Below are 26,342 nucleotides of genomic sequence, written 5' to 3'. Positions count from 1 at the left end.
CCAACGTCATGCGTCCGGCGATCACCTTCGACAAAACCTCAATCCGCTGCAGATCGCGCTCGCTCATCGCAATCAATCCCATCCGCAATCTCCCAGGTCATCAAAACCCGGGGAGAGTGACATTCCAACTTTGCAGGATCATGAGCGTCGCCCCACAATTCTGGATCAGAAGTCGTTGTTTTTGTTTGGTAATTCCGCCAAACAACTCGAGCGGGTATTGGATTCGAAATGTCACGACCTTGGATCGGACGGAGGACGGAATCCATAAATTTGGATTGGGGTTTTCAGCCAGAATCGGCGCCATCATAGCGTGTTCAAGGATTGGACTACGGAGGCGGATCGGGGTCAAGAAGCCCGCAAGTTCGAGGCTCTCAGCGACGCAGAATGCGTCCGCATTCCGCTCTGATCATCTCGGAAACCGCGACGAGCAGAGGGTTCGACGGATCATCCAAAATAGGATCCAGTTGTTGGTTTCCGCGCGGAACTGAGCCGGTTTTTCCACCGAGAAGTGAGCCACCTCTGAGTATGGTTTTCTGATCAGGGTTTGGTCAAGGGATTGGCTTTTTCTCCTCTCTTCTGGGCCGCAGCGGCCGAGCTGGCTTTGAAGCGGAAGCTGTCGTTGCCGGTTTCCAGGATGTGACAACGATGGGTCAGACGATCGAGGAGAGCGGTCGTCATCTTGGCGTCGCCGAAGACCGTGGCCCATTCGCTGAAGCTGAGGTTGGTGGTGATCACCACGCTGGTCCGCTCGTAGAGCTTGCTCAGCAGGTGGAAGAGTAATGCGCCGCCGGAGGCGCTGAACGGCAGGTATCCCAACTCGTCCAGGATCAGCACGTCGAGCCTGACCAACGTCTCTGCGATCTGGCCCGCCTTGCCCTTGGCCTTTTCCTGCTCGAGCGCGTTGACCAATTCGATGGTCGAGAAGAAGCGGACCTTTCGGCGATGATGCTCGATCGCCTGAATGCCGAGTGCTGTCGCGACATGTGTTTTGCCTGTGCCCGGCCCGCCGACGAGCACGATATTCTGCGCTCCGTCCATGAACTCGCATCGGTGCAACTGGCGCACGGTCGCTTCGTTGATCTCGCTGGCGGCGAAGTCGAAGCCGGAGAGGTCCTTGTAGGCCGGGAAGCGGGCAGCCTTCATGTGATAGGCGATGGATCGAACCTCGCGCTCGGCCATTTCGGCTTTCAGCAACTGGGACAGGATCGGCACGGCCGCGTCGAAGGCCGGAGCCCCTTGCTCGATCAGGTCCGTGACGGCCTGGGCCATGCCATACATCTTCAGGCTGCGCAGCATGATGACGACGGCCGCGCTGGCAGGATCATGACGCATGGCGACCTCCTACGATCCGGACGCGCAAGCCGTCGTAGCGTTCGACATTGGCCTTGGGTTCACGCAGCAAGGTCAGCGCATGTGGCGTATCGATGTCCGGGCCGTCGGTCGTCTTGCCGTCGATCAGCCGGTGCAGAAGATTCAGCACGTGCGTCTTGGTCGCCACGCCCGCATCCAGAGCCAGTTCCACAGCCCTGACGACGACCTGTTCGTCGTGATGAAGCACAAGCGCGAGGATATCGACCATCTCACGGTCACCGCCAGGGCGGCGAAGCATCTGGTCCTGGAATTGCCGAAAGGCCAACGGCAAGTCCAGGAAGGGCGCACCATTGCGCAAGGCACCGGGCTTGCGCTGGATGACCGCAAGGTAATGCCGCCAGTCGTAAATCGTTCGCGGCGGTTTGTCGTGGCTGCGCTCAATGACCCGCGCATGTTCGCATAGGATATTGCCCTCGGCCGCAACGACCAGCCGCTCAGGGTAAATCCGCAGGCTGACGGGCCGGTTCGCAAAGGATGCAGGCACACTGTAGCGGTTCCGTTCGAAGGTAATGAGGCATGTCGGTGAGACGCGTTTGCTTTGCTCGACGAAGCCGTCAAAAGCGCTAGGCAACGCCATCAACGCGGCCTGCTCTGCGACCCAAATGTCGGCGATCGTGCCAGGCAAGGTGCCGTGCGATGTCTCCCGCCACAGGTTCTGGCAATGCTGTTCCAGCCAGGCATTCAATGCCGCCAAATCTGGGAAGTCCGGCATCTGTTGCCACAGCCGTGGACGGGCATCCTGGACGTTCTTCTCGACCTGACCCTTCTCCCAGCCTGCCGCCGGATTGCAGAACTCGGGTTCGAAGACGTAGTGGTTCGTCATCGCCAGGAAGCGGATGTTGACCTGCCGCTCCTTGCCCCGTCCCACGCGATCGACCGCCGTCTTCATGTTGTCATAGATGCCGCGACCAGGCACGCCGCCGAACACCCGGAAGCCGTGCCAGTGGGCATCGAACAGCATCTCATGCGTCTGCAGTCAGTAGGCTCTGAGCAGAAAAGCACGGCTGTGCGACAGCTTGATGCGCGCGACCTGAAGCTTCACGCGCTCTCCGCCTATGACGGCATAGTCCTCGCTCCAATCGAACTGGAATGCCTCACCTGGGCGGAAAGACAGCGGAACGAATATGCCGCGGCCCGTCGTCTGCTGCTCACGCTGCCGATCAGCCCGCCAATCACGGGCGAAAGCGGCCACCCGGCCATAAGAGCCGGCAAAGCCAAGAGCCACCAGATCGGCGTGAACCTGCTTCAACGTTCGACGCTGCTTGCGCGACTTCCCGGCCTCGGTCTTCAGCCAGCCGGCCAGTTTATCGGCAAAAGGATCGAGCTTGCTTGGTCGCTCTGGTATCGCGAACTTCGGTTCGATCGTGCCAGCGCTCAAGTACTTCGCGATCGTGTTGCGCGACAATCCGGTTCGTCGGCTGATCTCGCGAACCGACAGCTTCTCGCGCAGTGCCATCCGACGGATGATGTTTAAAAGTCCCATGTGGATCACTCCGTTGCCCCCGTCGCTCACCGCGTTGAGGGGAAGGTTCACATGGCTCAATTCTCAATGGAAATTATGCGCCTAACCGGCTCAGTTCCGCGCGGAAACCAACAGCGAAGCCTCTGCTCGGAGGTTCGGCGACTTATGCTCCGGGATTGATCGCCACCTTCGGCGTGGCGCTCGCGGGTACCGCTTGCAGGTCGAGGCCCGATGCCACGGCTGCTGGCGGCGGCTGGAACGGTTTTCTCCGCTGCCTTGATCTTTCGGATCCTCGATGCGCCGCTCTGCGGATACTGGAGCGTGGGCACGCACTTCATATGGCACCTGCTCAACGCAGTCGCCCTGGGACTCGCGCTCCTGTCGGTGGAGGGCCGTGCAGTCTCGTTGTCGAAGCTGGTGCGGGTTCAGTCGTGACGCTACTGCTGTCAGCCCGCGCGGGCAGCGACCGCGGATGATATCGGGGCGCACGAGAGTACTAAGGACGCTGCGGCCCTGCGCATTTCACTCCTCCTGGATCCGGTCCTTGTGGTATAGTCCAGGCATCCCATGAACCACGGGAGGGGTGAATGCGTACTCTTGTTTCAGCCCTGGTGAGCGGACTTGCGCTGGCAACGCCTGCCGCCGCTACCGAGCCTTTCCACACTGCCAGTTTCCCTGACCACACCATCGTCAGCTTGAGCCTCGTCGGAAACCAGACGGCGGCAAGCATCGAGTATGACTATGACGTCTACATTTCGCTTTCGACCGTGAGCACGGACGGGTACGGCTCGCACAGCGATCCAAGCAGACACAAGGCGTCGGTTCGCTGCCATGCTCCCGAAGCGGTCTCGGTGAGAGGGGTCAGCTATCCTATTCCAACGTCGACCGGGGTGGCCGACTGGAAGGACGATCTCTGGCGGGCTGTGTGCATCGTTCCGGTGTCGTAGCAGTGGTCCCGCCATCGGGGAGCAGCGCCGCGACATGGCTGCACTCTACAGGCGAAGCCATGTCGCGGGCGGCGGCCGGGGCTTCCGGCCGCGACCTTCGGCTTACTTGACCTCGGTCACCGTCAGCTTGCCGTCGACCCGCTCGGCGACGAATTCGACGCTCGCGCCTTCCTTGAGCTTCTCCATCACCGCGTCGTCCTTGACCCGGAAGACCATGGTCATCGCCGGCATGTCGAGGCTCTTCAACTCCTCGTGGATGAGCGTGACCTTCTTGGCCTTGGCATCGATCTTCTTAACGGTTCCCTTGGTGAACTCGGCGGCCAGCGCCCCATAGGCAGTCCCGAGGGCGAGGACCGAAGCAAGGGTGAGTTTGATCAGCGTTTTCATGTGAACTTTCCTTTCGGAGCTTGATTACTACTTGGCGACAGTGACGTCACCGTGCATGCCAGCGTCGTAGTGGCCGGGGACGAGGCACGCGATCTTGAAGGTGCCATCGTTGGTGAACTTCCAAATGATCTCTCCGGACTTGCCCGGCTCGAGCCGGATGGCGTTCGGGTCGTCGTGTTCCATCTCCGGAAACTTCTCCATCGCCGCCTTGTGCTCGATGATCTTGTCTTCCTGGTCGAGCACGAACTCGTGGTCGAGTTCGCCGTCGTTCTTGATCGCGAAGACTACGGTCTGGCCCTTGCGAACCTTGAAGGTCGACGGCGTGAAGATCATCTTGCCGTCGTCCGTCTCCTTCATGGTGACCCGGATCGTCTGGGTGGCGTTTGCCTTCTTGCCCGGCTCGCCGACCGCCATGGCTTCGCCGTGGCCGCCTGCGTGGTTGCCGGAGGCGAGCGCCGGGGAGGCGAGTGCGGCGACGAGGATTCCGAAGATCGCAGCTTTCATTGTCAGGTCCTTTGGTTGGTTGAACATGGGCATGCGGGATCAGCCGTGATTTCCATGCTTTGGCGTGATCTGGGTTTTCGCGTCATTGGCCTTGGTCGCGTCGGGGAGCTCGCCCGTCCACTCCCAGGCCTGGGTTCCCGGCGGGTTCTCGTACCAGCCGGGGTCGGCGTAATCGCCGGCCGAGATGCCTTCGCGCACCTTGACGACCGAGAACATGCCGCCCATCTCGATCGGGCCGTGTGGTCCCCAGCCAGTCATCATCGGCACTGTGTTTTCGGGGATCTCCATTTCCATCTCGCCCATGTCGGCCATGCCTTTGGTGCCCATCGGCATGTACTCGGGGCGGATCTTCTTGATCTTCTCGGCCACCGTCTTCTTGTCCACGCCGATGAAGGTCGGGATGTCGTGACCCATGGCGTTCATCGTGTGGTGCGACTTGTGGCAGTGGATCGCCCAGTCGCCGACGTACCTGGCGTCGAACTCGTAGGCCCGCATCGCACCGACCGGAATGTCGATCGAGACCTCGGGCCAGCGGGCTTCCGGACGCACCCAGCCGCCATCGGTGCAGGTGACCTCGAAGTCGTAGCCGTGCATGTGGATCGGGTGGTTGGTCATCGTGAGGTTGCCGACCCGCACCCGAACGCGGTCGTCCTTGGAAACCACCAGCGGGGTGATGTCCGGAAACACGCGGCTGTTCCAGCACCACATGTTGAAGTCGGTCATCTCCATGATCCGCGGCACGTAGGAGCCGGGGTCGATGTCGTAGGCGTTGAGCAGGAAAACGAAGTCGCGGTCGACCGGCATGAACTTCGGGTCCTTCGGATGGATGACGAAGAAGCCCATCATGCCCATCGCCATCTGCACCATCTCGTCGGAATGCGGGTGGTACATGAAGGTGCCCGACTTCACGAGGTCGAACTCGTAGACAAAGGTCTTGCCGACCGGGATGTGCGGCTGCGACAGACCGCCGACGCCATCCATGCCCGACGGCAGGATCATGCCGTGCCAGTGGATGGTCGTGTGCTCCGGCAACTTGTTGGTGACGAAGATCCTAACCCGGTCGCCCTCGACCGCTTCGATCGTCGGTCCCGGCGACTGGCCGTTGTACCCCCAGAGATAGGCGGTCATGGCTTCGGCCATTTCCCGCTCGACCGGCTCGGCGACAAGGTGGAATTCCTTGACGCCGTTGTTCATCCGGTAGGGCAGCGTCCAGCCGTTGAGGGTGACGACCGGATTGTAGTCGGGGCCGGAGGTCGGTCTGACCGGGGTCTGGGTCTCGGCCGTTTCCATCACCGCAGCCTCGGGCAAGCCCATGTTGTTGGTTTTCGCCCAGGCGGCGGTCGACACCAGTGCGGCGCTCGCGCCGAGCAATTGTCTTCTGTTGAACATAGCCTATTCCTCTCTCAGTGCCCGCCGCCGCCGCTTTCGGCGGCCGCGGCGACTTCGGTTTCTTCTGAGGCGGCTCCCGCACCACCGCCGTAGATCGCCGGGGCGAGGTTGGCCTCGGCCAGCCAGAAGTCGCGCTTCGCATTGACCGCGAGGAGGATGGAACTGACCTTTTCCCGGCTGTCGGCGAGCAGTTCGAATGTGTTGGTGATCATGCCGTTGTAGGTGAGGAGGGACTCCTCTTCGATCTTGGTGCGCAACGGCACGACACTGTTCCTGTAGTGCCGGGCGATGTCGTAGTTTGAGCGGTAGGCCTGGTAGGCGGAGCGCGCCTCGGAGCGGACGTTGACGGCCTTCTCGGCGAGCAGGTTGGCTGAGCGCATGTAGGCGAGTTCCGCCTTGCGCATGCGGGCCTTGCCGCTGTCGAAGATCGGAATCACGAACTCGAGCTCAGCGATCCCTGTCGTCTCGGTCTGGACGTCGCCATCCTCCTTTTCCCGCTCCGTCTCGAAGCCGGTCAGGAGTTCGAGGTCGGTGACATAGCGGGTCGCTTCGGTCAGCTTGTAGGATTTCGCCGTTGCGTCGAGGTCCAGCTTGGCCATCTGCAGGTCGACGCGACGCTGCAAGGCTTCCGCCTCGATGAGGTCACGCTTCATCACGCCCTTCGGCAGGGAGGGCAGGCGGTTCGGCACCTGGTAGTCGACGTCCGCCCCCCAGAGCCCCATCAGCCGCGTCAGTTCCTCCTTGGCGAGCCGGGCCTCCAGCCGGGCCTTCGCCGATTGCCCGACCAGCTCCGCGTAGAAGACGTGTTCGCGGGCCTGGGAGCCCTTTGTCATCGCGCCTGTCTCGCCAAGTTTCTGGGCAAGCTCGGACGCGGCATCGGCGGCCGCCTGAGCCTGATTGAGCTGGGCGACGTTCTCCCACGCAGCAACGGCGTTGATCCATGCGCGGCGGGTGTCGGCGGCGAGCTGAAGTGTCCGCAGTGCGGCGTTCAACTGTGCCTGGCGGAAACGTGTGTCGGCGATCGCGATATCCCGTTCGCGGGTGGCGAGCGCCAGGATGTTGGATGTGATCGCTCCCTCAATCGACCTGAATGCCTCGATGCCAGGCGCGCCAACGCCGTTGAAGCCGACGGAAACCGTCGGATTGACGAACATCGTCGACTGCCATGCGTCGGCGGCCGAATCCCCGAGGTCGGCATAGGCGGCCTGCAGGCCCTTGTTGTTCAGGAGCGCAACCTGGACCGCCGTGTCCGCGTCGAGGGTCTTCTTGGCGATCAGCGTCTTGACGCGGTCGGAGACGACCCGCGCCTGCTGCTGGTTCTGGACCCAGACGGTCTGTTTGCCCGTCGCCTCGGAGGTTCTGGCTTCGACCGAAGGAAAACCCGCGTCCTTGGCCGCGTATTCGGTGGCCGACACGCAGCCTCCGACGACAAAGGGAAGGGCGAGCGTCGCAGCCAGCTTCAACGTGCGTAGGGTCATGACGCGTCTCCTTCCGGAGCCTGCGCGTCATTCTGGTTGCGCCATGGTTTGGGATCGACGGGCGCGCGGTGAGTGTAGCCCGACACCGGGCTCATGTATCTGAGGGGGCGGACTTCAGCCGGCGATGCCGCGAGGTCGCCCGATGCAATGACGTCGGGAGGCAGTGTGGCTGCGCATCCGCTTGCGATAAGCGGCAAGGCGGCCACCAGAAATAGGGGTTTCATGATCGTGTCCGAACAGGAGATGGCATCGGCGCTGCGAGGCATGACGCTCGCAACGCGCGGTGAGACCCGAAGAACGGGTGCGGTCTGTTCAGATATTCGGGGGACGGTGGAGCGACGGGAACTCGCCCATGACATAGGCGTCGTCGATGAATTCCCGGATGATGGGCAGACGCTCGCCGCCGACGGGGACGCTGCTGGCTACGATGGCCATGCTGGCACAGAAGCTGCCGCAGCATTCCTGCTTGGCGATTTTCAGTGCAGCGTCATCGGGCGAGGATGCGTGGTCGCCGTCCGAATGGTGGCTGCCCGCTCCTTCGTGATGGTCATCCACTTGGCCATGGTGATCGTGAGACTGCAAGACCTCCGACCCGGACCATGACGCGTGCATGGCAGCCGACGCGGTCGGCAGGGAGTATCCCGCCAGTGACACGATGATCACCAAACGGAGCAGAACCAGCATCTTTGAAAATGTGATTCGATACATCTTGCCCATGTCGGAGGACTAACAGCAGCCCGGAAGTTGTCAATTGTCAGGTTCTATCCTTGATGCGATTCGCGTCTATTATGTGGCACTGAACTACGTGCCGACCCCGTCGAGCTGGTAAGTCAAATGAGAATGCTGTCGAATGGCTCACGAAGCGCCCCCTTGTCGCAGCGTTTGCACGAGGTTGTATGGCTAGCCTGACCGCATATCTCGGATTGTTTCTCGCCGCGTTCGGGGCGGCCACGGTGTTGCCTTTCCAGTCGGAACCGGTGCTTATCGGCTTGCTCGCGTCAGGGAAATTCTCGACGACCTGGCTTGTCGTTGTCGCAAGCGTCGGAAACGTATTGGGTGCCGCTTTAAGCGCCGTGCTCGGACGTTTCATAGATCGGTTTCATGACCGATCCTGGTTTCCTGTGAAGGCATCCGCGTTGGATAGGGCCGTCGGATGGTACCGCCGCTATGGCAGGTGGTCGCTGCTGCTCTCGTGGATGCCAATCGTCGGAGACGCTTTGACTGTCATCGCAGGTGTCTTGCGGGAACCCTGGTGGTCATTCCTGCTGCTTGTCGGCATGGGGAAGACGGCGCGCTACATCGTCCTTGCCGCGGCGACGCTCGGCACGAAGGCGGCCATCGGAATTTGATGCGGGTCGGGGCGGGGAACTTTTGATCGGCGGACGGGTTTTAGGCTCGAAGGAACCGCGCCTCATGCCTGCCTTCCGAATTTCACTTCGATTAATTGTGATCGGCGTTCTCTGCCTTGGGATATTCAATCTGCACGGCACGGCGGCGACACCCTTTCATGTCGGCCTCTATTGCCCGTCCTTGACGGAGCCAGTCCACGGCTCATCCGACATCGCCTCGCCGTCGAGCTGCTGCACGAAGTCATCATGTTGTCTGGTCGATTGCGTGCTCGTGGCGGACACCCATCCGCCACGTCTTCGCAATCCGCTTGGGGGGGAGGCGAAGCCCTTCCTGCTCGGGCGGGCGCTTTCTCCGCCGCCCAAGTCCCCGGTTCTCCCGGCCTGAACAGACTTTCATCCGAACATGGAGAGTACAATGAACAGCATTCTCAAGCTTTTGGTCGCAGGGGCGGCCATCCTTCTCGTAACGACCGCAACAGCATCGGCTCAGATGGCTATGCCTAACGGTTGCAAGTCGGAAGCCTCGATGAGTGGCGACATGAAGATGCCAAGCGACATGCATATGGGCGAAATGGCCGACCATCAGAAAGCGATGATGGAGTCGATGCAGAAGATGCACCCGGCCATGATGCAGGGAATGATGGCCAAGGACCCGGATGTCGCGTTCGTCTGCGGCATGATCGGCCATCACATGGGCGCGATCAGCATGTCAGAGGTCGAACTGAAGTACGGCGATGACGAGGAGGCCAAGACCATGGCCAAGAACATCATCGATGCCCAGAAGAAGGAAATCGAAGAGATGACCAAATGGGTCAACGAGCACGCCAAGTGACCCCTCGGCAGCTCGATGACCTCGTTCGGCGGAGGCGGCATTCGCGACCGCTTCCGCCGAGCGAGCGTGTCATGTGATGTCGCCCGGTTTCGTCGCGCGGTCTCCACCGTCATGGCGATGTCCGCCATGGCCACCGTGACCGCCGTGGCCGCCGTGGCCGGCGTGGCCATGAAAGAAGTGCATCAAAGGGCAGGCAAGCAGTAATAGGTAGGGCGTGAAACCCAAGACATGCTGCCAGTGCTCGCGAAGGAAGAAGAACGCGGCAATCACCGCGAGCGAGGCTGCAAACAAGGTCCATCTGCGGTCCCAGTTCATATCCGAACACTCCTCAATCTTAGAGAATTCCCGATCACGCTGACCGACGACAGGGCCATCGCCGCCGCCGCGATGATCGGGGACAGCAGGAGGCCGAAGGCCGGGTAGAGCACGCCTGCCGCGACGGGCACTCCGGCGGCGTTGTAGATGAAGGCGAAGAACAGGTTCTGCCGGATGTTCTTCATCGTCGCATGGCTCAACTGCCGGGCCCGCGCGATCCCCTGGAGGTCGCCCTTGAGCAGGGTCACGCCCGCGCTCTCGATCGCTACGTCGGTTCCGGTGCCCATGGCGATGCCGACATCGGCGGCGGCGAGCGCAGGCGCGTCGTTCACGCCGTCTCCCGCCATGGCGACGATGCGACCTTCCTTACGCAGGCGCGCGACGATCTCGCTCTTGTGTTCCGGCAGGACTTCCGCTTCGACTTCCGTGATGCCGAGCTTGCGGGCGACAGCTTCGGCCGTGGTCTTGTTGTCCCCGGTCAGCATGACAACGCGGACGCCCTCGTTCAGCAATGTCTGCACGGCTTCGGGGGTCGTCGCCTTGATGGGGTCGGAGATGGCGAAGAGGCCGCTGGCTCGACCATCTACGGCCACGAAGATGACGGTCGCGCCTTCGCCGCGCAGATCCTCCGCCTCTCTGGTCAGGGCGGACACGTCCACGCCGGACTCCTCCATGATCCGATGACTGCCGATGATCAGCTTGCGCCCCTCGACGGAGCCAGTGACACCCTTGCCGACGGGGCTGTCGAAGTCTTCCGCATTGCCAAGCGTCAGGCCGCGCTCCATCGCGGATTCGACAATGGCGGCCGCGAGTGGATGTTCGCTTGCGCGTTCCAGGGTCGCAGCGATTCGAAGCAGCTCCTCTTCGTTCAAACTCTCAGTCGTGGCGATCGAGGTCACCTTCGGCCTGCCCTCAGTGAGCGTTCCCGTCTTGTCGACCACCAGCGTGTCGACCTTCTCGAAGCGTTCGAGAGCCTCGGCGTTCTTGATCAGCACGCCGAGACGTGCGCCGCGGCCGACCCCGACCATGATCGACATCGGCGTGGCCAGTCCGAGGGCGCACGGGCAGGCAATGATCAGCACCGCGACCGCGGCGACCAGTCCGTGCGCGAAGCGCGGCTCCGGCCCCAGCCACATCCAGACCGCGAAGGCGATAATGGCGATCGCGATAACTGCTGGAACGAACCAGCCGGAAACTTCGTCGGCGAGCCGCTGGATCGGGGCGCGGGAGCGCTGGGCCTCCGCCACCATCTGCACGATCCGCGACAGCATGGTGTCGCGGCCGACCTTGCCCGCCTCCATGACGAAGCCGCCCGTCTTGTTCATGGTGCCGCCGATGAGTTTCGCGCCGACCTCCTTGGTGACGGGCATCGACTCGCCTGTGATCATGGATTCATCGACCGAGCTGCGGCCCTCCAGAAGGGTGCCGTCGACCGGAACCTTCTCGCCGGGGCGGACCCGCAGCTTGTCGCCGACGGCGACGGCCTCCAGATCCACATCCTCGTCGGTGCCGTCGGAGCGTATGCGGCGGGCGGTCTTCGGCGCGAGATCGAGAAGTGCCCGGATCGCGCCGCCCGTCTGCTCGCGCGCCTGCAGCTCGAGAACCTGCCCAAGCAACACCAGCACTGTGATGACGGCGGCCGCCTCGAAGTAGATTGCGACCGCTCCTTCGCCGGACCGGAATGTTTCTGGAAACAGGCCGGGAGTAACGGTTGCGACGACGCTGTAGACCCAGGCGACCCCGGTGCCCATGGCGATCAGCGTGAACATGTTGAGGTGCCTGTTGACGACGGACTGCCAGGCCCGTTCGAAGAACGGCGCGCCAGCCCAAAGCACGACCGGGGTCGCCAGGACGAGCTGGATCCAGTTCGACATCTGCGGACCGAGCAGCATGTGCAGGTTGGTGAGATGTCCGCCCATCTCGAGCGCCAGTACGGGCAATGTCAGAACCAGTCCGATCCAGAACCGCCTCCGCATGTCGACGAGTTCCGCGCTCGGTCCAGTGTCGGCCGTCACGACCGCGGGTTCGAGTGTCATGCCGCAGATCGGGCAGTTGCCGGGGCCGAGCTGGCGTATCTGCGGATGCATGGGGCAGGTGTAGATCACGCCATCCTGCTGTGAGCCCTGCTTGCCTGGGACTTCGGCAGCCCTCGCGTTCTGATTGGCGTGGTGGTGATGGTCGTGACCTTCGTGCTTTTGGTGATGCTTATGCTCGTCCATGGGATTTCTCCGTAACGGTACCCGCCTCCAACAGAGCTAGCGTCCAGCCACCCAGTGAGGGGGCCGGACATCTCCTGTTTAGGCGTAGGCGACGAAGGACATCATTCCCGATGCCATGTGATAGAGGTGATGGCAGTGGAGCGGCCAGCGGCCCGGATTGTTGGCGTCGAACGCGACGCTCACGCTCCCCATCGGCGGCACGAGAACCGTGTCCCGCACAGCGCCGCCGAATGCCTTCCCGCCGATGTCGACCACCTGGAAGTGGTGACCGTGCAGATGCATCGGATGGGACATCATCGACATGTTGCGCATGACGACCTCGATCCTTTCCCCTTCGCGGACATCAAGGGCGTTGCCGCCTTCGATTCGCCAGTCGTAGCCGCTCATGTTGCCCGTCAGAGTGAGCTCGAACCGGCGGTCGGCGGGACGGGCGGGAAGCGGTGCGACGGCTGCCAGCCGCTGTTCGAGGTCAAGCGCGACGACCGGGCCGGGTTCCGTCCCGCGCGAGGCAATCTTGGCGATCTTTGCCCCGGACGGCGCCAGGACAATGCCTGTGCGATGATCTGTGCCCTCGCGCAGTGCAAGGATTGGATGGGCTTCGGCCGACTTCGGAAGCTCAAGCAGGATATCGAGCCGCTGACCCATTGAGATCGGGAAGCGGTTTCCGGAAATCGGTTGGATTGGCTGTCCGTCGACGGCGATCAACTGTCCGGTGAGCGTGCCCGTGTCGATCGTGAAGGCCGTAGCCGTCGCGCCATTGATGATGCGCAGGCGGACGCGTCCGCCGCTCTCGACGGTGAAGACTTCCGGATCATCGAGCGTGCGGTCGTTGGCGAGATAGGCATCGTACTCGATGTCGTTCAGGTCCATGGCGGCCATGCCCGGCATTGCCGCTCCGGACATGTGGCCCTGCATGTTGGATGCCATGCCCTGCATCATCGCGCCGTGGTTCATCCCGTGGCCGCCCGCCGATCCCTTGAGTTTGGCGAGCAGTTCCTCGGCCGGCGTGAAGGAGAAATCATGCAGCAGCACGACCACTTCCTGCTCGTCGCGCTGCCTGTCCTCTGCGGTCCGGACGATCAGGGGCGCGGCAAGAAGATTCTGTTCCTGCAGCGTATGCGCATGCATCCAGTGCGTTCCGCCGGAGCCGACCGGAAACGTGTAGCGCCGGGTCTCCTTCGCGTTCAGAAGCGCTGCGGGATTGTCTGGCACGCCGTCCATGTCCCATGGCGGCGCGAGTCCGTGCCAGTGGATGAGTGTCGCTTCACCGCCTTGGTTGGCAAGCGCGACATCGAATGGGCTGTCGGAATTGAGCGTCAGGCCGACGGTGCCATCCGGTTGTAGAAGCCCGAATACATCGGCGGCCCTGCCGTTCACCTCGATGACGCGTTTAGTGATCGCGAGCGACCGGGTGCCTGCGCCAAACGATGTTGCCTTGCTGGCCTCGGCCCAGCTTTTATTTGGATGCAAAGCGGCAGCCGATGCGGCGACCATAACGCCCGACATCAGTCCGCCCAGGAATTCACGGCGTTTCATATCAATTACCTCATGTTCCGTGTCGGCCAATGCCGACGAAGATCGCGCCGCGTAGGTGCGATCGTGGAAGGCAGCCGCCAAGCGACTGCTGTTCATCCGGCGGAACGAGGAGGGCCGATGGCGGGTCGCGAGGTGATACCGGAGATGGGTGATTGGGCAGCGAGATCCCGGCGCTCGCCGGATTTCAGCGTGACTTCGCCCCAGATCGGAGCTGGGAACATCGCATAGCACATGCCGCAGACTGGTTTGCAGCACGCTTTCTGGCCGCCTGTTTCCTTCTCCACATGGAGGTCGGCTTTTCCCGGAGGCGAAACGACATGTTCATTTCCCGCAATGTGCCGCCCGCATTCGATGGGGGCCGCCTCAGCCATCGGCACGACCAAAAACAGAAGAGCGACCAAGATGGCCAGCAATTCTGTTGTGCGTTTCCGGACGGTCTGGCTGGCGGCGATCATGTTTTCGTCCGACACCTCGTGCTGTATTGACGGCCACAGTGCGCGATCCTGGGAAATCTCGCCTTGACCTTGATCAAACGCCGACAGCGGCTCTCGATGAGAGGATTGCATCCGAATGTGTCCGAAGGTTGTAAAATGGTCTGGCCTCATCGTCTTGGCGATCGTGGTAGCGGGCTTTTCGACTGCGACAGCACAGAGGGCGGACAACGACGTCGTTGGTCAGAGGCAGCATGACATGAAGGCGATGGCGGCCGCCGCCAAGAACATCGATGCCATGTTCAAGGGGACACTGCCCTACGATGCGAAGGCTTTCAAAGCCGCCGCCGAAACCATTCGAGCCTATTCAGGCCAACGCCTGATGGCCCTGTTCGGAGCTCCGGTCGTCGCCGAAGGCACCAAAGCCAGCGCCAGCATCGAGGCCGATCGACCGACGTTCGACAAGCTGGCGGCGGAGCTCGGCGCCTATGCGTCGGCGCTTTCCATTGCGGCAGACCAGAACCCAGTTGGTCTCGCGCCCAGAATGCGCATGCAGGGTGGTGACGCGACGATGGGCGGGCCGCTCGCCAAGAGGAAGGCGGCAGCTCCAGACCCGATGAAAATGCCTGCCGAGCACGCTTTCCACATGATGCTGCAGACGTGCACCTCCTGCCACGCCAAGTTTCGAGTAAAGGGCGAGTAGCGGCCGTCGTGACTGGTGCAGGACAGCAGTGGTTCAATCAGTGAGCGCTGTGTTCGCTGGGCTCCACCTCGGCCGTCGCAGGCGCAGCGCTCTGGAACAGCTCGGTCCGGTTCTCGCCGCTCACGACGAGCTTTCCGACCAACCCACGAGCCGCCCGCGACAACGCGTGGTCCACCAGGACGTATTCGCCGGGAACCTCCAGCTTCATGTCGACCGCGGCCGCGCCTCCGGGCGGCACGGTGATCGTCTGGACATCGGATAGCGGCTCCGTTGTCAGCGATGCCAACTGGTACACCTTGTCGAAGATTTCTCCGATCACATGGAAACTGGACGTCTTGTTCGGTCCGCCGACACCGAAGTAGATGCGGACGGTCTCGCCGACCGTCGCCGTCAGGGCATTGTCGCCCGTCAGCGCATTCGCAGCCCCGTTGAAGACGTAGTATTCCGGGTCTTCCTTGAGGAGCCGTTCGACGCTTTCCGTCAGCTTCCCCTTGGAACCGTATGGTTGCGATGTGTAGACCTCGCCCTGCATCATGTAGAACTCGCGGTCGACCGGCGGCAGACCGCCCGGCGGCTCGACGAGGATCAGGCCATACATGCCGTTGGCGATGTGATGGGCGGCCATTGGCACAGCACAGTGATAGACGTACAGCCCCGGCTTCAAGGCCTTGAACGAGAAGCCTTTGGTCTCACCCGGCGCTGCCTCGGTGGCGACCGCTCCACCGCCAGGTCCGGTCACGGCGTGGAAATCGACGCTGTGGCGTTCGCTGCTGTCCGCCTTGTTGGAAAGCTCCACCTGGATTGTGTCGCCAACGCGGGCACGCACGAACGGACCAGGGACCTTCTTGTTGAACGTCCAGTAGTGGTAGGTCGCGCCGTCTGCGAGCTGGCCCGTCACCTCGACGGTGTCCAGTTTCACCGCGATGGTCGCAGGCTCGCTTCTTGCAATCGGCGGCAGCAGGTCAGCGGCCGGACGGACTATGTCGAGTGGAGCCTTGGCACTGCCGTTTTCCGCCGGATGCTCGTGGGAGCCGGATGCGAGGGCTGAAGTCCCAGTCGCCGCCAGAAATGCGAGTGCCAATATTGCATTTGAAGGTCCGGGTGAACGTCTCATGGGGAAGCTTCTCAGCAATGCTTGTTCTGAAAACAGTCAAGACCTCCCCGGCCATCCGATCTTTGAGCTGCCGCAATGACGGCACGTGCTCGCGGGATCGTGATCGTGTGATGCGGTACGCCGCCAACATCTGCGGCCGAACTGTCGTTCTTCGCGCCGCTTGAGCGGCGTGTTCCGGCATGTCGGCGCCGTACCCTTATGCTTCAAGCCACGTGGCTGCAGCAGGATTTCTTGAAGGAGGCCTGGTAGCCAGCTTCCTCGATCGCGGAAACAAATGCGTCGGAGGCCACCGGAGAGTCGATCGATGCGGTCTTGGCATCGAGATCGACGGCGACCTTGGCGTTGGGGTCGACCGACTTCACCGCTTTTTTGACTGCTCCGGCACAGTGTCCGCAGGTCATGTCGGGGATATTGAGATGGTACATTCGAGATCTCCTCGTGAAGGATTGATATGGCCGAATGTGGTGCTTCCAACGATGGCAAGGTCAATAGGCAGCCGACAGAATATCTCTCCTGCGCTGCTTTGATTGTTCGTCTTCGTCTCGCCCGCTTTGCGAGTTCTGATCTGAGCTTGATCTGCGTCAATGTGAACTGTCTCAGCCGTCGTACCCTCAGGTTCAGTCGTTTATCGGAGCTTAGGAGAAGCGAAATGACGACACTGCGGACAATCCTGCTGGCGGGTACGGTGCTCGTGCTCTCGACGCCAGTCTTTGCGGAAGACGCGCATCATCCCGAGACCTCTGTGGAGCAGACGAGCGAGCAAGCAGCCCAGCCGTCGGATTCCGCGGCGGACCTGAATTCCATGATGTCCTGTGGCATGATGTCGGGTGACATGATGGGCAACATGATGCGGATGATGGCTGGCGGACCCGGACGAATGAGACCGCCGGGCATGGGGCCGATGGCCGAGATGATGGCTCCCGAACATGTCGAGGGACGGATCGCGTTCCTGAAGACGGAGCTCAAGATAACGTCGGAGCAGGAGGCGTCTTGGAACGGCTTCGCGGACGTTCTGCGTGCGAATGCCGGCGGCATGAAGGATGGCATGATGCAAATGCCAGACGCGATGGGAATGCCGGGCGGGGCCGCAGCGACCCCGTTGCAGCGTCTCGAACGGCGGGAGAGCATGTTGAACAGCCGACTCGAAGGCGTGCGGAAATTGAAAGCCGCCCTTGAGCCTCTCTATCAATCGTTCGGGGCGGAGCAGAAGCAGATGGCCGACAAGCTGCTCCTGCCTCCGATGATGGGCATGATGTAGGGATCGTGCATGGCACCCGAGAAACGCTGAACTGCCCACCGGCGGTTCAGCGCAAGAAAGGCTAGACGACCCAATTCGCCTTGGAGGAGACGATGACGGAGACGATATTTCGTGCCCGGTCCCTCACGAGAACCTACTTGACCGGCGAAGTCGCCGTGCATGCCCTGCGCGATGTCAGCCTCGACATACAAGCGGGTGAAGTGGTCGTCATGCTGGGGCCGTCAGGGAGCGGCAAGTCGACCTTGCTGAACATCATGGGCGGCCTCGATAGACCGACGAGCGGGCAGCTCTTCTTCCGAAACACCGAGCTGACGGCCCTCGGGGAGCGCGGTCTCACCCTCTACCGACGTGAGCACGTCGGCGTCGTCTTCCAGTTCTATAATCTCATACCGAGCCTGACCGCTTATGAGAACGTCGCGTTGGTCACCGAAATATCGGCCAATCCCATGCGGCCCGACGAGGCGCTGGCACTTGTCGGTCTCGAGGCGCGGCGAAACCATTTCCCCGCGCAGCTCTCGGGAGGAGAACAGCAGCGGGTCGCCATCGCTCGGGCGATCGCCAAACGGCCGGAGGTGTTGCTCTGCGACGAGCCGACGGGCGCGTTGGACTCCAAGACGGGCATCCGCGTGATCGATGCGCTGGTGAACGTCAACACCCAGCTCGGTACCACGACGCTCATCATCACCCACAACGCAAGCATCCACGCGGTCGCCGACCGCGTGCTCTTCTTTACCGACGGAACGATTTCAAGGATTCAGGTGAATGAACGGCGGCTCTCGGCCGCGGCGCTGACCTGGTGAGGCATGACTACGCTGGACACCAAACTGAAGCGGGATCTGCGGCGGCTCTGGGGACAGGTCCTCGCCATCGCGCTGGTGATCGCCGGCGGCGTCGCATCCCTTGTGCTGTCGACCGGATCATTCAGGTCGCTGGATGAGACGCGCACCGCATATTACGAACGGTACCAGTTTGCAGACGTCTTCGCGGAGGTCACACGGGCTCCGAAGACGCTGGTCAAGCGCATCGCCGAAATCTCCGGTGTCGCCGCCGTCGAAGCCCGGATCTCCAAACTCGCGCTTCTCGACATCCAGGACGTCCCCGAACCCGCGACCGGGCGGTTCATCTCGCTTCCCGAAAGCGGCTCCCCGCTGCTCAATCGGCTCTACATGCGAGAAGGACGTCTGCCTGACGCGAGCGATCAGGACGAGGTTGTGGTCAACGAGAGCTTTGCGAAGGCGCATGGCTTCGGACCAGGTGACCGCTTCTCCGCCACGCTCAACGGTCGCAAGCGTGAGCTGACGATCGTCGGCATCGCATTGTCGCCGGAGTATGTCTATGCGATCGGCCCCGGCGACCGGATGCCCGACGATCGCCGCTTTGCCATCATCTGGATGTCGGAGCGCGTTCTGGCCGAGGTCTTCGGTTTGGAGGGCGCGTTCTCCTCGGTGAGCCTGAAGCTGATGCCGGATGCCGTGGAGACGGAAGTCATCGATGCGCTCGACGATCTGCTCGAGCCATACGGCGGCGGCGCGGCCCACGGACGGAAGTACCAGACCTCGCATGCCTATCTCGAGCACGGGCTCGACATGCTGCGGAACATGAGCCGCACGCTTCCTCCGATCTTCCTCGTCGTCAGCGCATTCCTCGTGAACCTGACGCTCAGCCGGCTCGTCGCACTCGAACGCGAGCAGATCGGCCTGCTCAAGGCGCTCGGGTACTTCGACACCAGCATTGTCGCCCACTACGTAAAATTCGTCGCCGTCGTCGCCCTTATCGGCATCGTCATCGGCAGCGCGGCGGGAACCTGGCTCGGCGTGTACGTGACAAGGCTGTTCGGTGATTTCTACCGGTTCCCGTTCCTCGTCTTCGCCGACAGCCCCGACGTCTATCTCCTCGCTGCGCTCCTCAGCCTGTTCGCTGCTCTCGGAGGCGCTTTTCGATCACTTCGCGAGATCGTCTCGCTGGCCGCGGCGGTTGCGATGCAGCCTCCGGCTCCTCCGTCGTTCCAGCGCACGCTGTTCGGCCGGATGGAGCTTGGCTCGCTGCTGTCTCAACGCATGATGATGATGGTCAGGGGCATGGCGCGGAAGCCGATCCGGGCAGCACTGGCGACCCTCGGCATGGCGTTTGCGACCGCCATTCTCGTGGTCTCACTGTTTATCGGCAATGCCATGGAGGAGCTGGTCGACGTGACCTATTTCATGGCCGACCGCCAGGATGCGACGATCAGCTTTGCGGAGAAGCGACCGGAGACGGTTCTGTTCGACGTGAGCAGACTGCCGGGCGTGCTTGCGGCCGAGCCTTATCGGCAGGTCCCCATCCGCATCCGAAAGGGAAGCCTGGAACGCAGGACGCTGCTCTCAGGCAGGCCACCCGGAGCCGATCTCAGCCGGATCATCGACATCGATCTGCGCACGGTCAGCCTGCCGGAGACCGGAGTGGCGATTTCCGCCTACCTCGGGCGCCTTCTCGATGCGCGCGTGGGCGACACGGTCGAGGTGGATCTGCTCGACGGACGGCGGCGGACCGTCGAGCTGACCGTAGCCGCACTGGTGGAGGATTATTTCGGCATTGCCGCAATGATGGACGCTCGGGCCCTGTCCCGGCTGCTGCGCGAGGCTCCGGTCGCGAACGGCGTCCATCTCAGCGTGGACGACGGCAAGCTTGACCTGCTCTACGAGGCCATAAAGCAGATGCCGACCGTAGCCGGCGTGGCGCTGCAGCGTGTGTCCCTCGTGAACTTCCGCCAGAGCCTGGCGATCATCGTGACGACAATGGCTGGCATCTACACAGGGCTGTCCATCGTGATCGCCTTCGGCGTTGTCTACAACAGCGCACGCATCTCGCTTTCAGAGCACGCACGGGAACTCGCGACGCTACGAGTCCTTGGCTTCAGCCAGGGTGAGACGATGCGCATCCTGCTTCTCGAACTGTCCGTCATCGTCGCCCTTGCGCAGCCGCCGGGCTGGGCGATCGGCTACGGCCTTTCGTGGCTCATGAACAAGCAGCTCGCCGGGGAACTGATGCGCGTGCCGCTCGTCGTCGAGAACCTCACCTACGTGCTGGCGAGCGCGATCATTTTTGCGGCGGCGCTGATCTCGGCTCTTGTCGTCGGGCGCCGTGTCTACGCGCTCGACCTTGTCGTAGTTCTCAAAACTCGGGAATAGGACCATGCAGCGGAACTGGTTGAAACGGGTCGGGTGGCTTGGAGCGATAGGCGCGGCGACGGTCGCTGTCACGTGGTTCGCCTGGCCGCGGCCGATCCCCGTCGACACGGCGCAGGCGGCGAGGGGCCCGATGGCGGTGTCGGTCGACGAGGAGGCAAGAACACGCGTCCGGCACGTCTACACCGTGTCCGCTCCGGTTGCCGGAAAGGTTCTGCGGATATCCAGGCCTGATGGCCACGACGGGGCTTCCCTCCACGTCGGCGATGCAGTGTTGGAGGGGAGAACGATCGTCGCGGTCATGCAGCCGGTGTCTCCTGGCCTGCTCGATGTCCGTTCCCGTACGGAACTGGAGGCCGCTCTCGTCGCCGCAAACGCCGTCGTAACCCTGGCTGAGGCGGAGATACGTCGCATCAACGCAGCGGTCAGCTTCGCTCGCACCGAGCTTGCGCGCGCGGAGGGGCTCGCACGCAGCAACACGATTCCCGCACGGGATCTCGAAAAGGCGAGGTTCGATCTCGAGACGATCGGGGCCCAGCTCGCGACGGCGAAGGCACAGCTCGAGGTGCGACGTCGGGAGCAGGCGGTCGCGTCGGCGCGCCTTCTCGAGTCAGGAACGGATGTCGGCACCAATCAGGACTGCTGCGTTAAGATCAGTGCGCCCGAGAGCGGCCGTGTACTCAGGATCGTCCAGCAGGACGAAGCAGTTGTTCAGGCCGGGGCGCCTCTCGTCCAGATCGGCGATCCGAGGGATCTTGAGATCGTCGCGGATTTCCTCTCGACCGAGGCCGTCCAGATCAGGAGCGGCGCCCCGGTCACCATCGATGGCTGGGGTGGACCGGTCCTGCGCGGCCGCGTGGTGCGCGTCGACCCGGCCGGCTTCGCCAAAGTCTCCGCCCTCGGGATCGAGGAACAGCGCGTCGGCACTGTCATCGATCTCGTCGATCCACCCGAATCCTGGGAACGGCTGGGTCACGACTTCCGCGTCATCGTTCATGTTGCAATATGGGAATCCAACGATGCCCTGACAGTGCCTGCGAGCGCGCTGTTCCGCCGAGGCGACGACTGGGCCGTCTTTGCCGTCAAGGACGGGCGTGCCCATGCAACGGTCGTCCGCACGGGACAGCGAAACAGCAAACTGGTGGAGGTGCTATCCGGGCTCTCGCCGGGGGATCGGGTCGTGCTGCATCCGAGCGACCGCGTAGCGGAAGGCACAACGGTGGCGGAGCGGGAGCCGCGCTGACGGTACCGAGACCGCCTGACCGCAATGCGGATCGGGGGCGAGCATCTCCTGCGGGCGCTCGAAGTCTTGTGCGATACGGACGAAAGCAAGCGTAGGGAAGGTCATAGTGCCGTTGACGGCGCCTATCGCGCTGTTGCTGGTATTCGCAGGCACTCTTAGATGCCTAGATGCCGACAAGCTTGCTGCCGGCATCTGCGCGCAGGTGGCGCTAAATGTCGAAGGACGCAAGGATCGGGCAGGGGCCAGACTTGTCCGCCGCGCATTCCCCGACGAGCCGCTGCAGTGCTTTCCGTGCGCGCTGAAGCTCGGCGATCCTTGTATCCAGAGCGTCGATGCGGTTCCGCGCCAGGCTCCGTGCTCGCTCCCTGTCCTCGCCCGAGTCGAGATCGAGGAGCTCCTTTATCTCCTCCAGCGTGAAGCCAGCCGTCTGCGCCTGCCTTATGAACAGCAGCCGTCGAACGTCGCCGTCACCGTAGCGGCGCACCCCCATTGACCGCCGCGGCGTGTCGAGCAGCCCACGCCGCTGATAGTAGCGGATGGTCTCCACGCCTACCTGTCCGGCTGCCGCAAGTTTTCCGATTGTCATTTCCATGGCCTATTGACTCCGTACCATGGTACGGAACGTATTGTCGTGCCAACAGTTTCACAAGAGACAAGGAGACGTGAAATGTTGGACAGGACAAATCCCGGAAATCTCTCCAAGAAGGCCGTGCTCTATCGCATGGTGATGGCGGAGCATACCTGCCCGTACGGATTGAAGGCGAAGGACTTGTTGAAGCGGTCGGGCTATGAAGTCGATGACCGTCACCTGACGACGCGCCAAGAGACGGACGCCTTCAAGGCGGAGCACGGGGTGGCGACCACGCCGCAGGTGTTCATAGGCGACGACAGGATCGGCGGCTACGACGATCTTCGCCGGTTCCTTGGGAAGCCCGTCGCGGACCCGAAGGCCACGACCTACCGCCCGGTGATCGTCCTGTTCGCGTTGACCGCCCTGATGGCTGCAGCCGCTAGCTATGCGGTCAGCGGCGATCCGCTCACGCTGCGGGCGGCGGAATGGTTCATCGCCTTCTCGATGGTCGCTCTTGCAATGCTGAAGCTGCAGAACGTCGAGAGCTTCGCAACGATGTTCCTGAACTATGACCTCTTGGCGAAGCGCTGGGTTCCGTACAGCTACATCTACCCGTACGCCGAAGCGCTGGCTGGAATTCTGATGATCGCTGGAGCACTGAACTGGCTGTCGGTTCCGGTTGCGCTCTTCATCGGCACCATCGGAGCGGCATCCGTCTTCAAGGCGGTCTACATCGACAGGCGGGAGCTGAAGTGCGCGTGCGTCGGCGGGTCCAGCAACGTTCCCCTCGGCTTCATCTCGCTCACTGAAAACCTGATGATGATCGCCATGGCCCTCTGGATGGCTGCCGCCTCGTTCGGCATCGCTGCCGGGCACGCCATGTAGCGCAAGCGGCACTTATGCTTTACACCGGGAAGGGGTTCGATGCCTTTCCCAGCGGTCGCATCGTCGCTATGACATCCAAGGTTCGAGCGTGACTGCGATCCACTCTACCAATCCTTGACTCCCGGTCCCCCTCTTGCGCGAATCCAGCATCTTGGAGGGCGATTCGTGGAACTGGAAATGTCATATCGGCAGAAGGCGGATGCTGCGGTCAGGGACCTCCTTCTCGAATTCGAGTGCCAACCAATCCTTTTCGTCGAAAGCGGAATCTCGCGAAGGTACTTCGGCGCGCCAAATTGGCACGAGCTGCTGAAGGTTCTTTTCCAGAAAATTCCAGGCGGTTCCGATACGTACGAATACCTCAGGCAGAAGCATGACGACGACCCTATCGCCATAGGATCCGTGCTTTCGGATATGGTCTTCGAATGGGCGTGGAAGCAGGCGAGGGCGGAGTTCCCGGAGGAGTTTTTCAGCACGAAGGTCGGGAAGGATTCGTTCCTGAAACACCTCGCCTGCAAGCACATCGAGGCGATCACGCCGAAGGTCACCGAGATCGCGGACACCCACCTTCAGAAGGAGCTTGAGGCGCTTGCGGATATCAAGCCGCACGCCATCATCACGACGAACTACGACCTGTTCCTCGAGCAGGTCTTCGATGGATACGAACCCATCACCGGGCAGACTATCCTTCGATACAATACGAACAGCTTCGGCGAGATTTTCCATATCCACGGCGACATCTCGAATCCCACCTCGATCGTTCTGACGCAACGTGACTACGCTGAGTGGAGCGAGAAGAAAAAGTACGTCTCGGCCAAGTTGCTCACGTACTTCGCGGAGCATCCAGTCTTCATCTTCGGCTATGGACTCGGCGACCCGAACGTCAAGGCAATCCTTCGGGACATCGGAGAGCTCGTCGCCGACGAGAACGGGCTGATTCCGAACGTCTACCAGGTCGTCTGGCATCCCAGCCTCAGCGACAAGCATCCACCGGACCAGGCGGTGTTCGCCGTCGATGGAAGGGAGTTCAGGATTCGAGCGATCCATACGAGTGACTTCGAATGGATCTTCAAGGCGCTGAAGAGCCAGTCTGCGCTCTCGTCGATCCACCCAAAGCTCGTCCGCGCCTTGGCCGCTCGGACGATGAAGCTCATCCGACACGACATTCCGTCAGGATCCGTGCAGGTGGACTACGACGTCCTCGAAAGAGTCGCGGGCGAAAAGGACTACCTGCCGAAGCTCCTCGGCATCACGGTCGTCGACAATCCGAACCAGTCGCATCCGTACACATTGACGCAGTTGTCCCAAAGACTCGGCCTTCCGAACTGGCAGGCAGCGAACCATCTCCTCAACCGCATCAAGGAGGAGAAGGCGATCGGCCTTCGTTCGACGGACAACCGGTATCACTGCAAGATCAAGACCGGAAACAAGGCTTCGAGCATGGCTCGGAAATGGTCTCACGAAGGAGTCGATTTGTTGAAAAAGGTGCTCAACAACGAGGATTACGAGATCATCCAGGCATAGTTAAGCTGGGATTCGGCAGCGACGAGGAATCCTATGACACTGCGACCACCAAGAAGACTCGATGCGAGCGAATCCCAGGTCGAAGGATTCGAATGATGTATTTCTGAAACTTGACCGCCCTAAAAACCAGTCGAAAACACGATACGTTCCGAACCGAGTATATTTTAGCACAATACACGGTTTTTTCTTTCGAAAATCGATCTCCATCGCGGTTTGTACGATCCAGCGCATGGATTTCTGAAATTATACTCACGGCCTAAAAGAGTGCGATTTCGGGGAAAATGCGCAGCGCATAACAAAAAAATATTTGCGGGACGGCTCTTTTTTTGCTGCCGCGGCGGCGGGAACGTACCAAGCCAAGGGGATCTGCCTCGAAGCGACTGGGCTGATAAAACAGGGGATAGGTCACGAGCGCTTCGGGAATCGAAAATTATGGCTGACGAATCCAAGAATCCGTGTCGCCAATCCAGGATTATCTGGCGACGCTCATCATCCTTGAACCCACCCGGCTACAGGTTCTGTCAAAGCTGAATAGGGCTGCGACGTCGCCAGCCATTTAGAAATGCGACACTGCCCGCCGGCTTGCTCTGCCAGTCAGCCCCCGATCCGACCGGCTGGTCCGGGTTGAAAGGGCGGAGCGGGGGTGGGTGATGACACTCCCCTTCGGCTTTAGCTTTCTCAGTAGCAATTGTTTTGTCGCCGGTTGATACTCGCTTGCACCTGCATAGGGCGAGGTAGGGATCACAGCCGCACGATGCTTCCGGAAATCAAGCTGCATGGTGACGTCGATGTCGCCGCACTGTCCCCACTTCTTCGCGGTATGCTTCTTTCGGTTGCCTATGCTGACGGTGAGGGCGGCATAGGATTGACGGCGACCGGCGCCATGAACCGCAAGTTCGTGCATTGGGCCGCTGTGCACTTCCTTTGGCCAGGCTTCACAGCCGAAGACCTCTACAGCATCAACAAGGTGCTCAATGAAAGCGACATGCCGCCGCTTTGGGTGGTGCGCGACATGACCCGTCATCTGAAGCTTCTTCGTCGGAAAAAAGATGTGCTGCTGCCAACCAGACGCGGCCGGGAGTTCCTGGTGAACCCGCAAACCTTCTTCGATCTGATCGCCACGGATTATCTCTATTCGTATGTCCATACCACCGAGCGGGAAGAGGAGGTCCGAGCGCGGTTACGCTGGTGGCGCATGTTCCTCAATCTTCTCAATATCAAAGCCAGGGAAGGGTGCACGCCAATAGACGTTGTGAAGATCCTCTATCCAGACTTGGCGCCTCTGTCGGACACCGAAATGACCATAGAAGCCTGGAAGTTGAAATCCGATCTCCAATATGGCGTCTTTCGGCGCTTGTGCTGGCTCGGTGTGCTCTATGAGTAGGACATGACGACTCCGACCGCTCATGGTCTCGACCAGGCTGAAGGTCGTCATCCTTGCTCCCAACGTTGGCTTTGACCAGTGCGTCGAGAGGCGAGACTGTCGCATCTCTAACTGGCCCAACTGTCGCATTACTAAATAGCCACTACAGGTTCTGTGGCAGCCAAGTTGAACTGTCCGCTTTGGCGCAAAGTAGAAATGTCACTTTGGGCGGCGCATCGTCAGCCATTTAGACATGCGACACTCGACATCTCCGTTGGCGCTGAGGCAAGCCCCCGACCG

At 61.6% G+C, this 26,342-nt stretch carries 25 protein-coding genes and 2 pseudogenes; 12 read left to right on the top strand and 15 right to left on the bottom strand.

Going from position 1 to position 26,342, the window contains the following annotated elements; genetic code table 11:
• Window positions 1-537: 537 nt before the first annotated feature.
• Window positions 538-1,332, bottom strand: coding sequence for an IS21-like element helper ATPase IstB (gene istB / locus IB272_RS33050; RefSeq protein ID WP_192445786.1), 795 nt, complete (start codon window positions 1,330-1,332; stop codon window positions 538-540).
• Window positions 1,322-2,854, bottom strand: a pseudogene (gene istA, locus IB272_RS33045) (IS21 family transposase). Before istA ends, istB begins: the two are co-directional and overlap by 11 nt.
• A gap of 210 nt (window positions 2,855-3,064) precedes the next feature.
• On the opposite strand from istA, the gene IB272_RS33040 reads away from it, so the two are divergent.
• On the top strand, window positions 3,065-3,268 hold the full coding sequence (locus tag IB272_RS33040) for a hypothetical protein (RefSeq protein ID WP_192445785.1): 204 nt from the start codon (window positions 3,065-3,067) through the stop codon (window positions 3,266-3,268).
• Window positions 3,269-3,420: 152 nt separating this feature from the next.
• Complete coding sequence (locus IB272_RS33035) at window positions 3,421-3,780, top strand: hypothetical protein (protein ID WP_192359023.1); 360 nt, start codon at window positions 3,421-3,423, stop codon at window positions 3,778-3,780.
• 102 nt (window positions 3,781-3,882) lie between these two features.
• On the opposite strand, the gene IB272_RS33030 is transcribed toward IB272_RS33035, so the two are convergent.
• The 6 genes from IB272_RS33030 to IB272_RS33010 form a co-directional block, all read right to left on the bottom strand.
• Window positions 3,883-4,167, bottom strand: a complete 285-nt coding sequence (locus IB272_RS33030; protein ID WP_060585856.1) for a copper-binding protein — start codon at window positions 4,165-4,167, stop codon at window positions 3,883-3,885.
• A gap of 27 nt (window positions 4,168-4,194) precedes the next feature.
• Complete coding sequence (locus tag IB272_RS33025) at window positions 4,195-4,671, bottom strand: plastocyanin/azurin family copper-binding protein (RefSeq protein ID WP_246810506.1); 477 nt, start codon at window positions 4,669-4,671, stop codon at window positions 4,195-4,197.
• Between the two features lie 39 nt (window positions 4,672-4,710).
• A complete protein-coding gene (locus IB272_RS33020) occupies window positions 4,711-6,060 on the bottom strand; it encodes a copper oxidase (protein WP_192359029.1) in 1,350 nt (449 codons plus the stop codon).
• A 14-nt stretch (window positions 6,061-6,074) separates the two neighbouring features.
• Complete coding sequence (locus tag IB272_RS33015) at window positions 6,075-7,538, bottom strand: TolC family protein (protein WP_192359032.1); 1,464 nt, start codon at window positions 7,536-7,538, stop codon at window positions 6,075-6,077.
• Window positions 7,535-7,762 carry a hypothetical protein gene (locus tag IB272_RS35235; RefSeq protein ID WP_246810505.1) on the bottom strand — a complete coding sequence of 76 codons (228 nt, stop codon included), beginning with the start codon at window positions 7,760-7,762 and terminating at the stop codon, window positions 7,535-7,537. Before IB272_RS35235 ends, IB272_RS33015 begins: the two co-directional genes overlap by 4 nt.
• Window positions 7,763-7,850: 88 nt before the next feature.
• Window positions 7,851-8,255: a hypothetical protein gene (locus IB272_RS33010; RefSeq protein WP_192359035.1), complete on the bottom strand. Its 405-nt coding sequence runs from the start codon at window positions 8,253-8,255 to the stop codon at window positions 7,851-7,853.
• A gap of 179 nt (window positions 8,256-8,434) precedes the next feature.
• Here IB272_RS33010 and IB272_RS33005 point away from each other — a divergent pair, with 179 nt between their 5' ends.
• Together IB272_RS33005 and IB272_RS33000 are read left to right on the top strand one after the other, a co-directional pair.
• Window positions 8,435-8,887: a YqaA family protein gene (locus IB272_RS33005; RefSeq protein ID WP_192359038.1), complete on the top strand. Its 453-nt coding sequence runs from the start codon at window positions 8,435-8,437 to the stop codon at window positions 8,885-8,887.
• 415 nt (window positions 8,888-9,302) lie between these two features.
• Complete coding sequence (locus tag IB272_RS33000; protein ID WP_192359041.1) at window positions 9,303-9,719, top strand: DUF305 domain-containing protein; 417 nt, start codon at window positions 9,303-9,305, stop codon at window positions 9,717-9,719.
• A gap of 69 nt (window positions 9,720-9,788) precedes the next feature.
• On the opposite strand, the gene IB272_RS32995 is transcribed toward IB272_RS33000, so the two are convergent.
• The 4 genes from IB272_RS32995 to IB272_RS32980 form a co-directional block, all read right to left on the bottom strand.
• Window positions 9,789-10,034 carry a DUF2933 domain-containing protein gene (locus tag IB272_RS32995; RefSeq protein ID WP_192359044.1) on the bottom strand — a complete coding sequence of 82 codons (246 nt, stop codon included), beginning with the start codon at window positions 10,032-10,034 and terminating at the stop codon, window positions 9,789-9,791.
• On the bottom strand, window positions 10,031-12,121 hold the full coding sequence (locus IB272_RS32990; RefSeq protein ID WP_246810509.1) for a copper-translocating P-type ATPase: 2,091 nt from the start codon (window positions 12,119-12,121) through the stop codon (window positions 10,031-10,033). The genes IB272_RS32995 and IB272_RS32990 overlap by 4 nt, the downstream gene beginning before the upstream one ends.
• Window positions 12,122-12,331: 210 nt before the next feature.
• The gene (locus IB272_RS32985; RefSeq protein ID WP_192445784.1) at window positions 12,332-13,789 is read right to left on the bottom strand and encodes a multicopper oxidase domain-containing protein; all 1,458 of its coding nucleotides are present in this window, start codon (window positions 13,787-13,789) and stop codon (window positions 12,332-12,334) included.
• A gap of 92 nt (window positions 13,790-13,881) precedes the next feature.
• Window positions 13,882-14,355, bottom strand: coding sequence for a hypothetical protein (locus IB272_RS32980; protein WP_192359053.1), 474 nt, complete (start codon window positions 14,353-14,355; stop codon window positions 13,882-13,884).
• Between the two features lie 124 nt (window positions 14,356-14,479).
• Here IB272_RS32980 and IB272_RS32975 point away from each other — a divergent pair, with 124 nt between their 5' ends.
• On the top strand, window positions 14,480-14,923 hold the full coding sequence (locus tag IB272_RS32975) for a cytochrome c (protein ID WP_318841768.1): 444 nt from the start codon (window positions 14,480-14,482) through the stop codon (window positions 14,921-14,923).
• Between the two features lie 37 nt (window positions 14,924-14,960).
• Here the strand turns inward: IB272_RS32975 and nirK are convergent, their stop codons facing one another.
• Window positions 14,961-16,037, bottom strand: coding sequence for a copper-containing nitrite reductase (gene nirK / locus IB272_RS32970; RefSeq protein ID WP_192445782.1), 1,077 nt, complete (start codon window positions 16,035-16,037; stop codon window positions 14,961-14,963).
• A 203-nt stretch (window positions 16,038-16,240) separates the two neighbouring features.
• Window positions 16,241-16,462, bottom strand: coding sequence for a heavy-metal-associated domain-containing protein (locus tag IB272_RS32965; RefSeq protein ID WP_192445781.1), 222 nt, complete (start codon window positions 16,460-16,462; stop codon window positions 16,241-16,243).
• Window positions 16,463-16,488: 26 nt separating this feature from the next.
• On the opposite strand from IB272_RS32965, the gene IB272_RS32960 reads away from it, so the two are divergent.
• The 4 genes from IB272_RS32960 to IB272_RS32945 all read left to right on the top strand — a co-directional run bounded on the left by IB272_RS32960 (window position 16,489) and on the right by IB272_RS32945 (window position 21,702).
• Window positions 16,489-17,295: a Spy/CpxP family protein refolding chaperone gene (locus IB272_RS32960; protein ID WP_348646842.1), complete on the top strand. Its 807-nt coding sequence runs from the start codon at window positions 16,489-16,491 to the stop codon at window positions 17,293-17,295.
• A 92-nt stretch (window positions 17,296-17,387) separates the two neighbouring features.
• Window positions 17,388-18,095 carry an ABC transporter ATP-binding protein gene (locus IB272_RS32955; RefSeq protein ID WP_192445780.1) on the top strand — a complete coding sequence of 236 codons (708 nt, stop codon included), beginning with the start codon at window positions 17,388-17,390 and terminating at the stop codon, window positions 18,093-18,095.
• A 3-nt stretch (window positions 18,096-18,098) separates the two neighbouring features.
• Window positions 18,099-20,462, top strand: coding sequence for an ABC transporter permease (locus IB272_RS32950; RefSeq protein WP_192445779.1), 2,364 nt, complete (start codon window positions 18,099-18,101; stop codon window positions 20,460-20,462).
• Window positions 20,463-20,466: 4 nt separating this feature from the next.
• Complete coding sequence (locus IB272_RS32945) at window positions 20,467-21,702, top strand: HlyD family efflux transporter periplasmic adaptor subunit (RefSeq protein WP_192445778.1); 1,236 nt, start codon at window positions 20,467-20,469, stop codon at window positions 21,700-21,702.
• 208 nt (window positions 21,703-21,910) lie between these two features.
• On the opposite strand, the gene IB272_RS32940 is transcribed toward IB272_RS32945, so the two are convergent.
• Window positions 21,911-22,294 (bottom strand): MerR family transcriptional regulator, encoded by a 384-nt coding sequence (locus tag IB272_RS32940; RefSeq protein WP_192359067.1) that lies wholly within the window; start codon window positions 22,292-22,294, stop codon window positions 21,911-21,913.
• A 75-nt stretch (window positions 22,295-22,369) separates the two neighbouring features.
• On the opposite strand from IB272_RS32940, the gene IB272_RS32935 reads away from it, so the two are divergent.
• The 3 genes and pseudogenes from IB272_RS32935 to IB272_RS32925 all read left to right on the top strand — a co-directional run.
• Window positions 22,370-23,158, top strand: coding sequence for a glutaredoxin family protein (locus IB272_RS32935; RefSeq protein WP_192359070.1), 789 nt, complete (start codon window positions 22,370-22,372; stop codon window positions 23,156-23,158).
• A gap of 165 nt (window positions 23,159-23,323) precedes the next feature.
• On the top strand, window positions 23,324-24,679 hold the full coding sequence (locus IB272_RS32930; protein WP_210339553.1) for an SIR2 family protein: 1,356 nt from the start codon (window positions 23,324-23,326) through the stop codon (window positions 24,677-24,679).
• Window positions 24,680-25,433: 754 nt separating this feature from the next.
• A pseudogene (locus tag IB272_RS32925) lies at window positions 25,434-26,060 on the top strand (hypothetical protein); the annotation flags it as partial.
• Between the last annotated feature and the right edge of the window lie 282 nt (window positions 26,061-26,342).

This window comes from Ensifer sp. ENS08 (assembly GCF_014852195.1).
Taxonomy (GTDB): domain Bacteria; phylum Pseudomonadota; class Alphaproteobacteria; order Rhizobiales; family Rhizobiaceae; genus Ensifer; species Ensifer adhaerens.
Note: the sequence above shows the minus strand (reverse complement) of the source record. Positions and strands in the feature narration are given on the sequence as shown.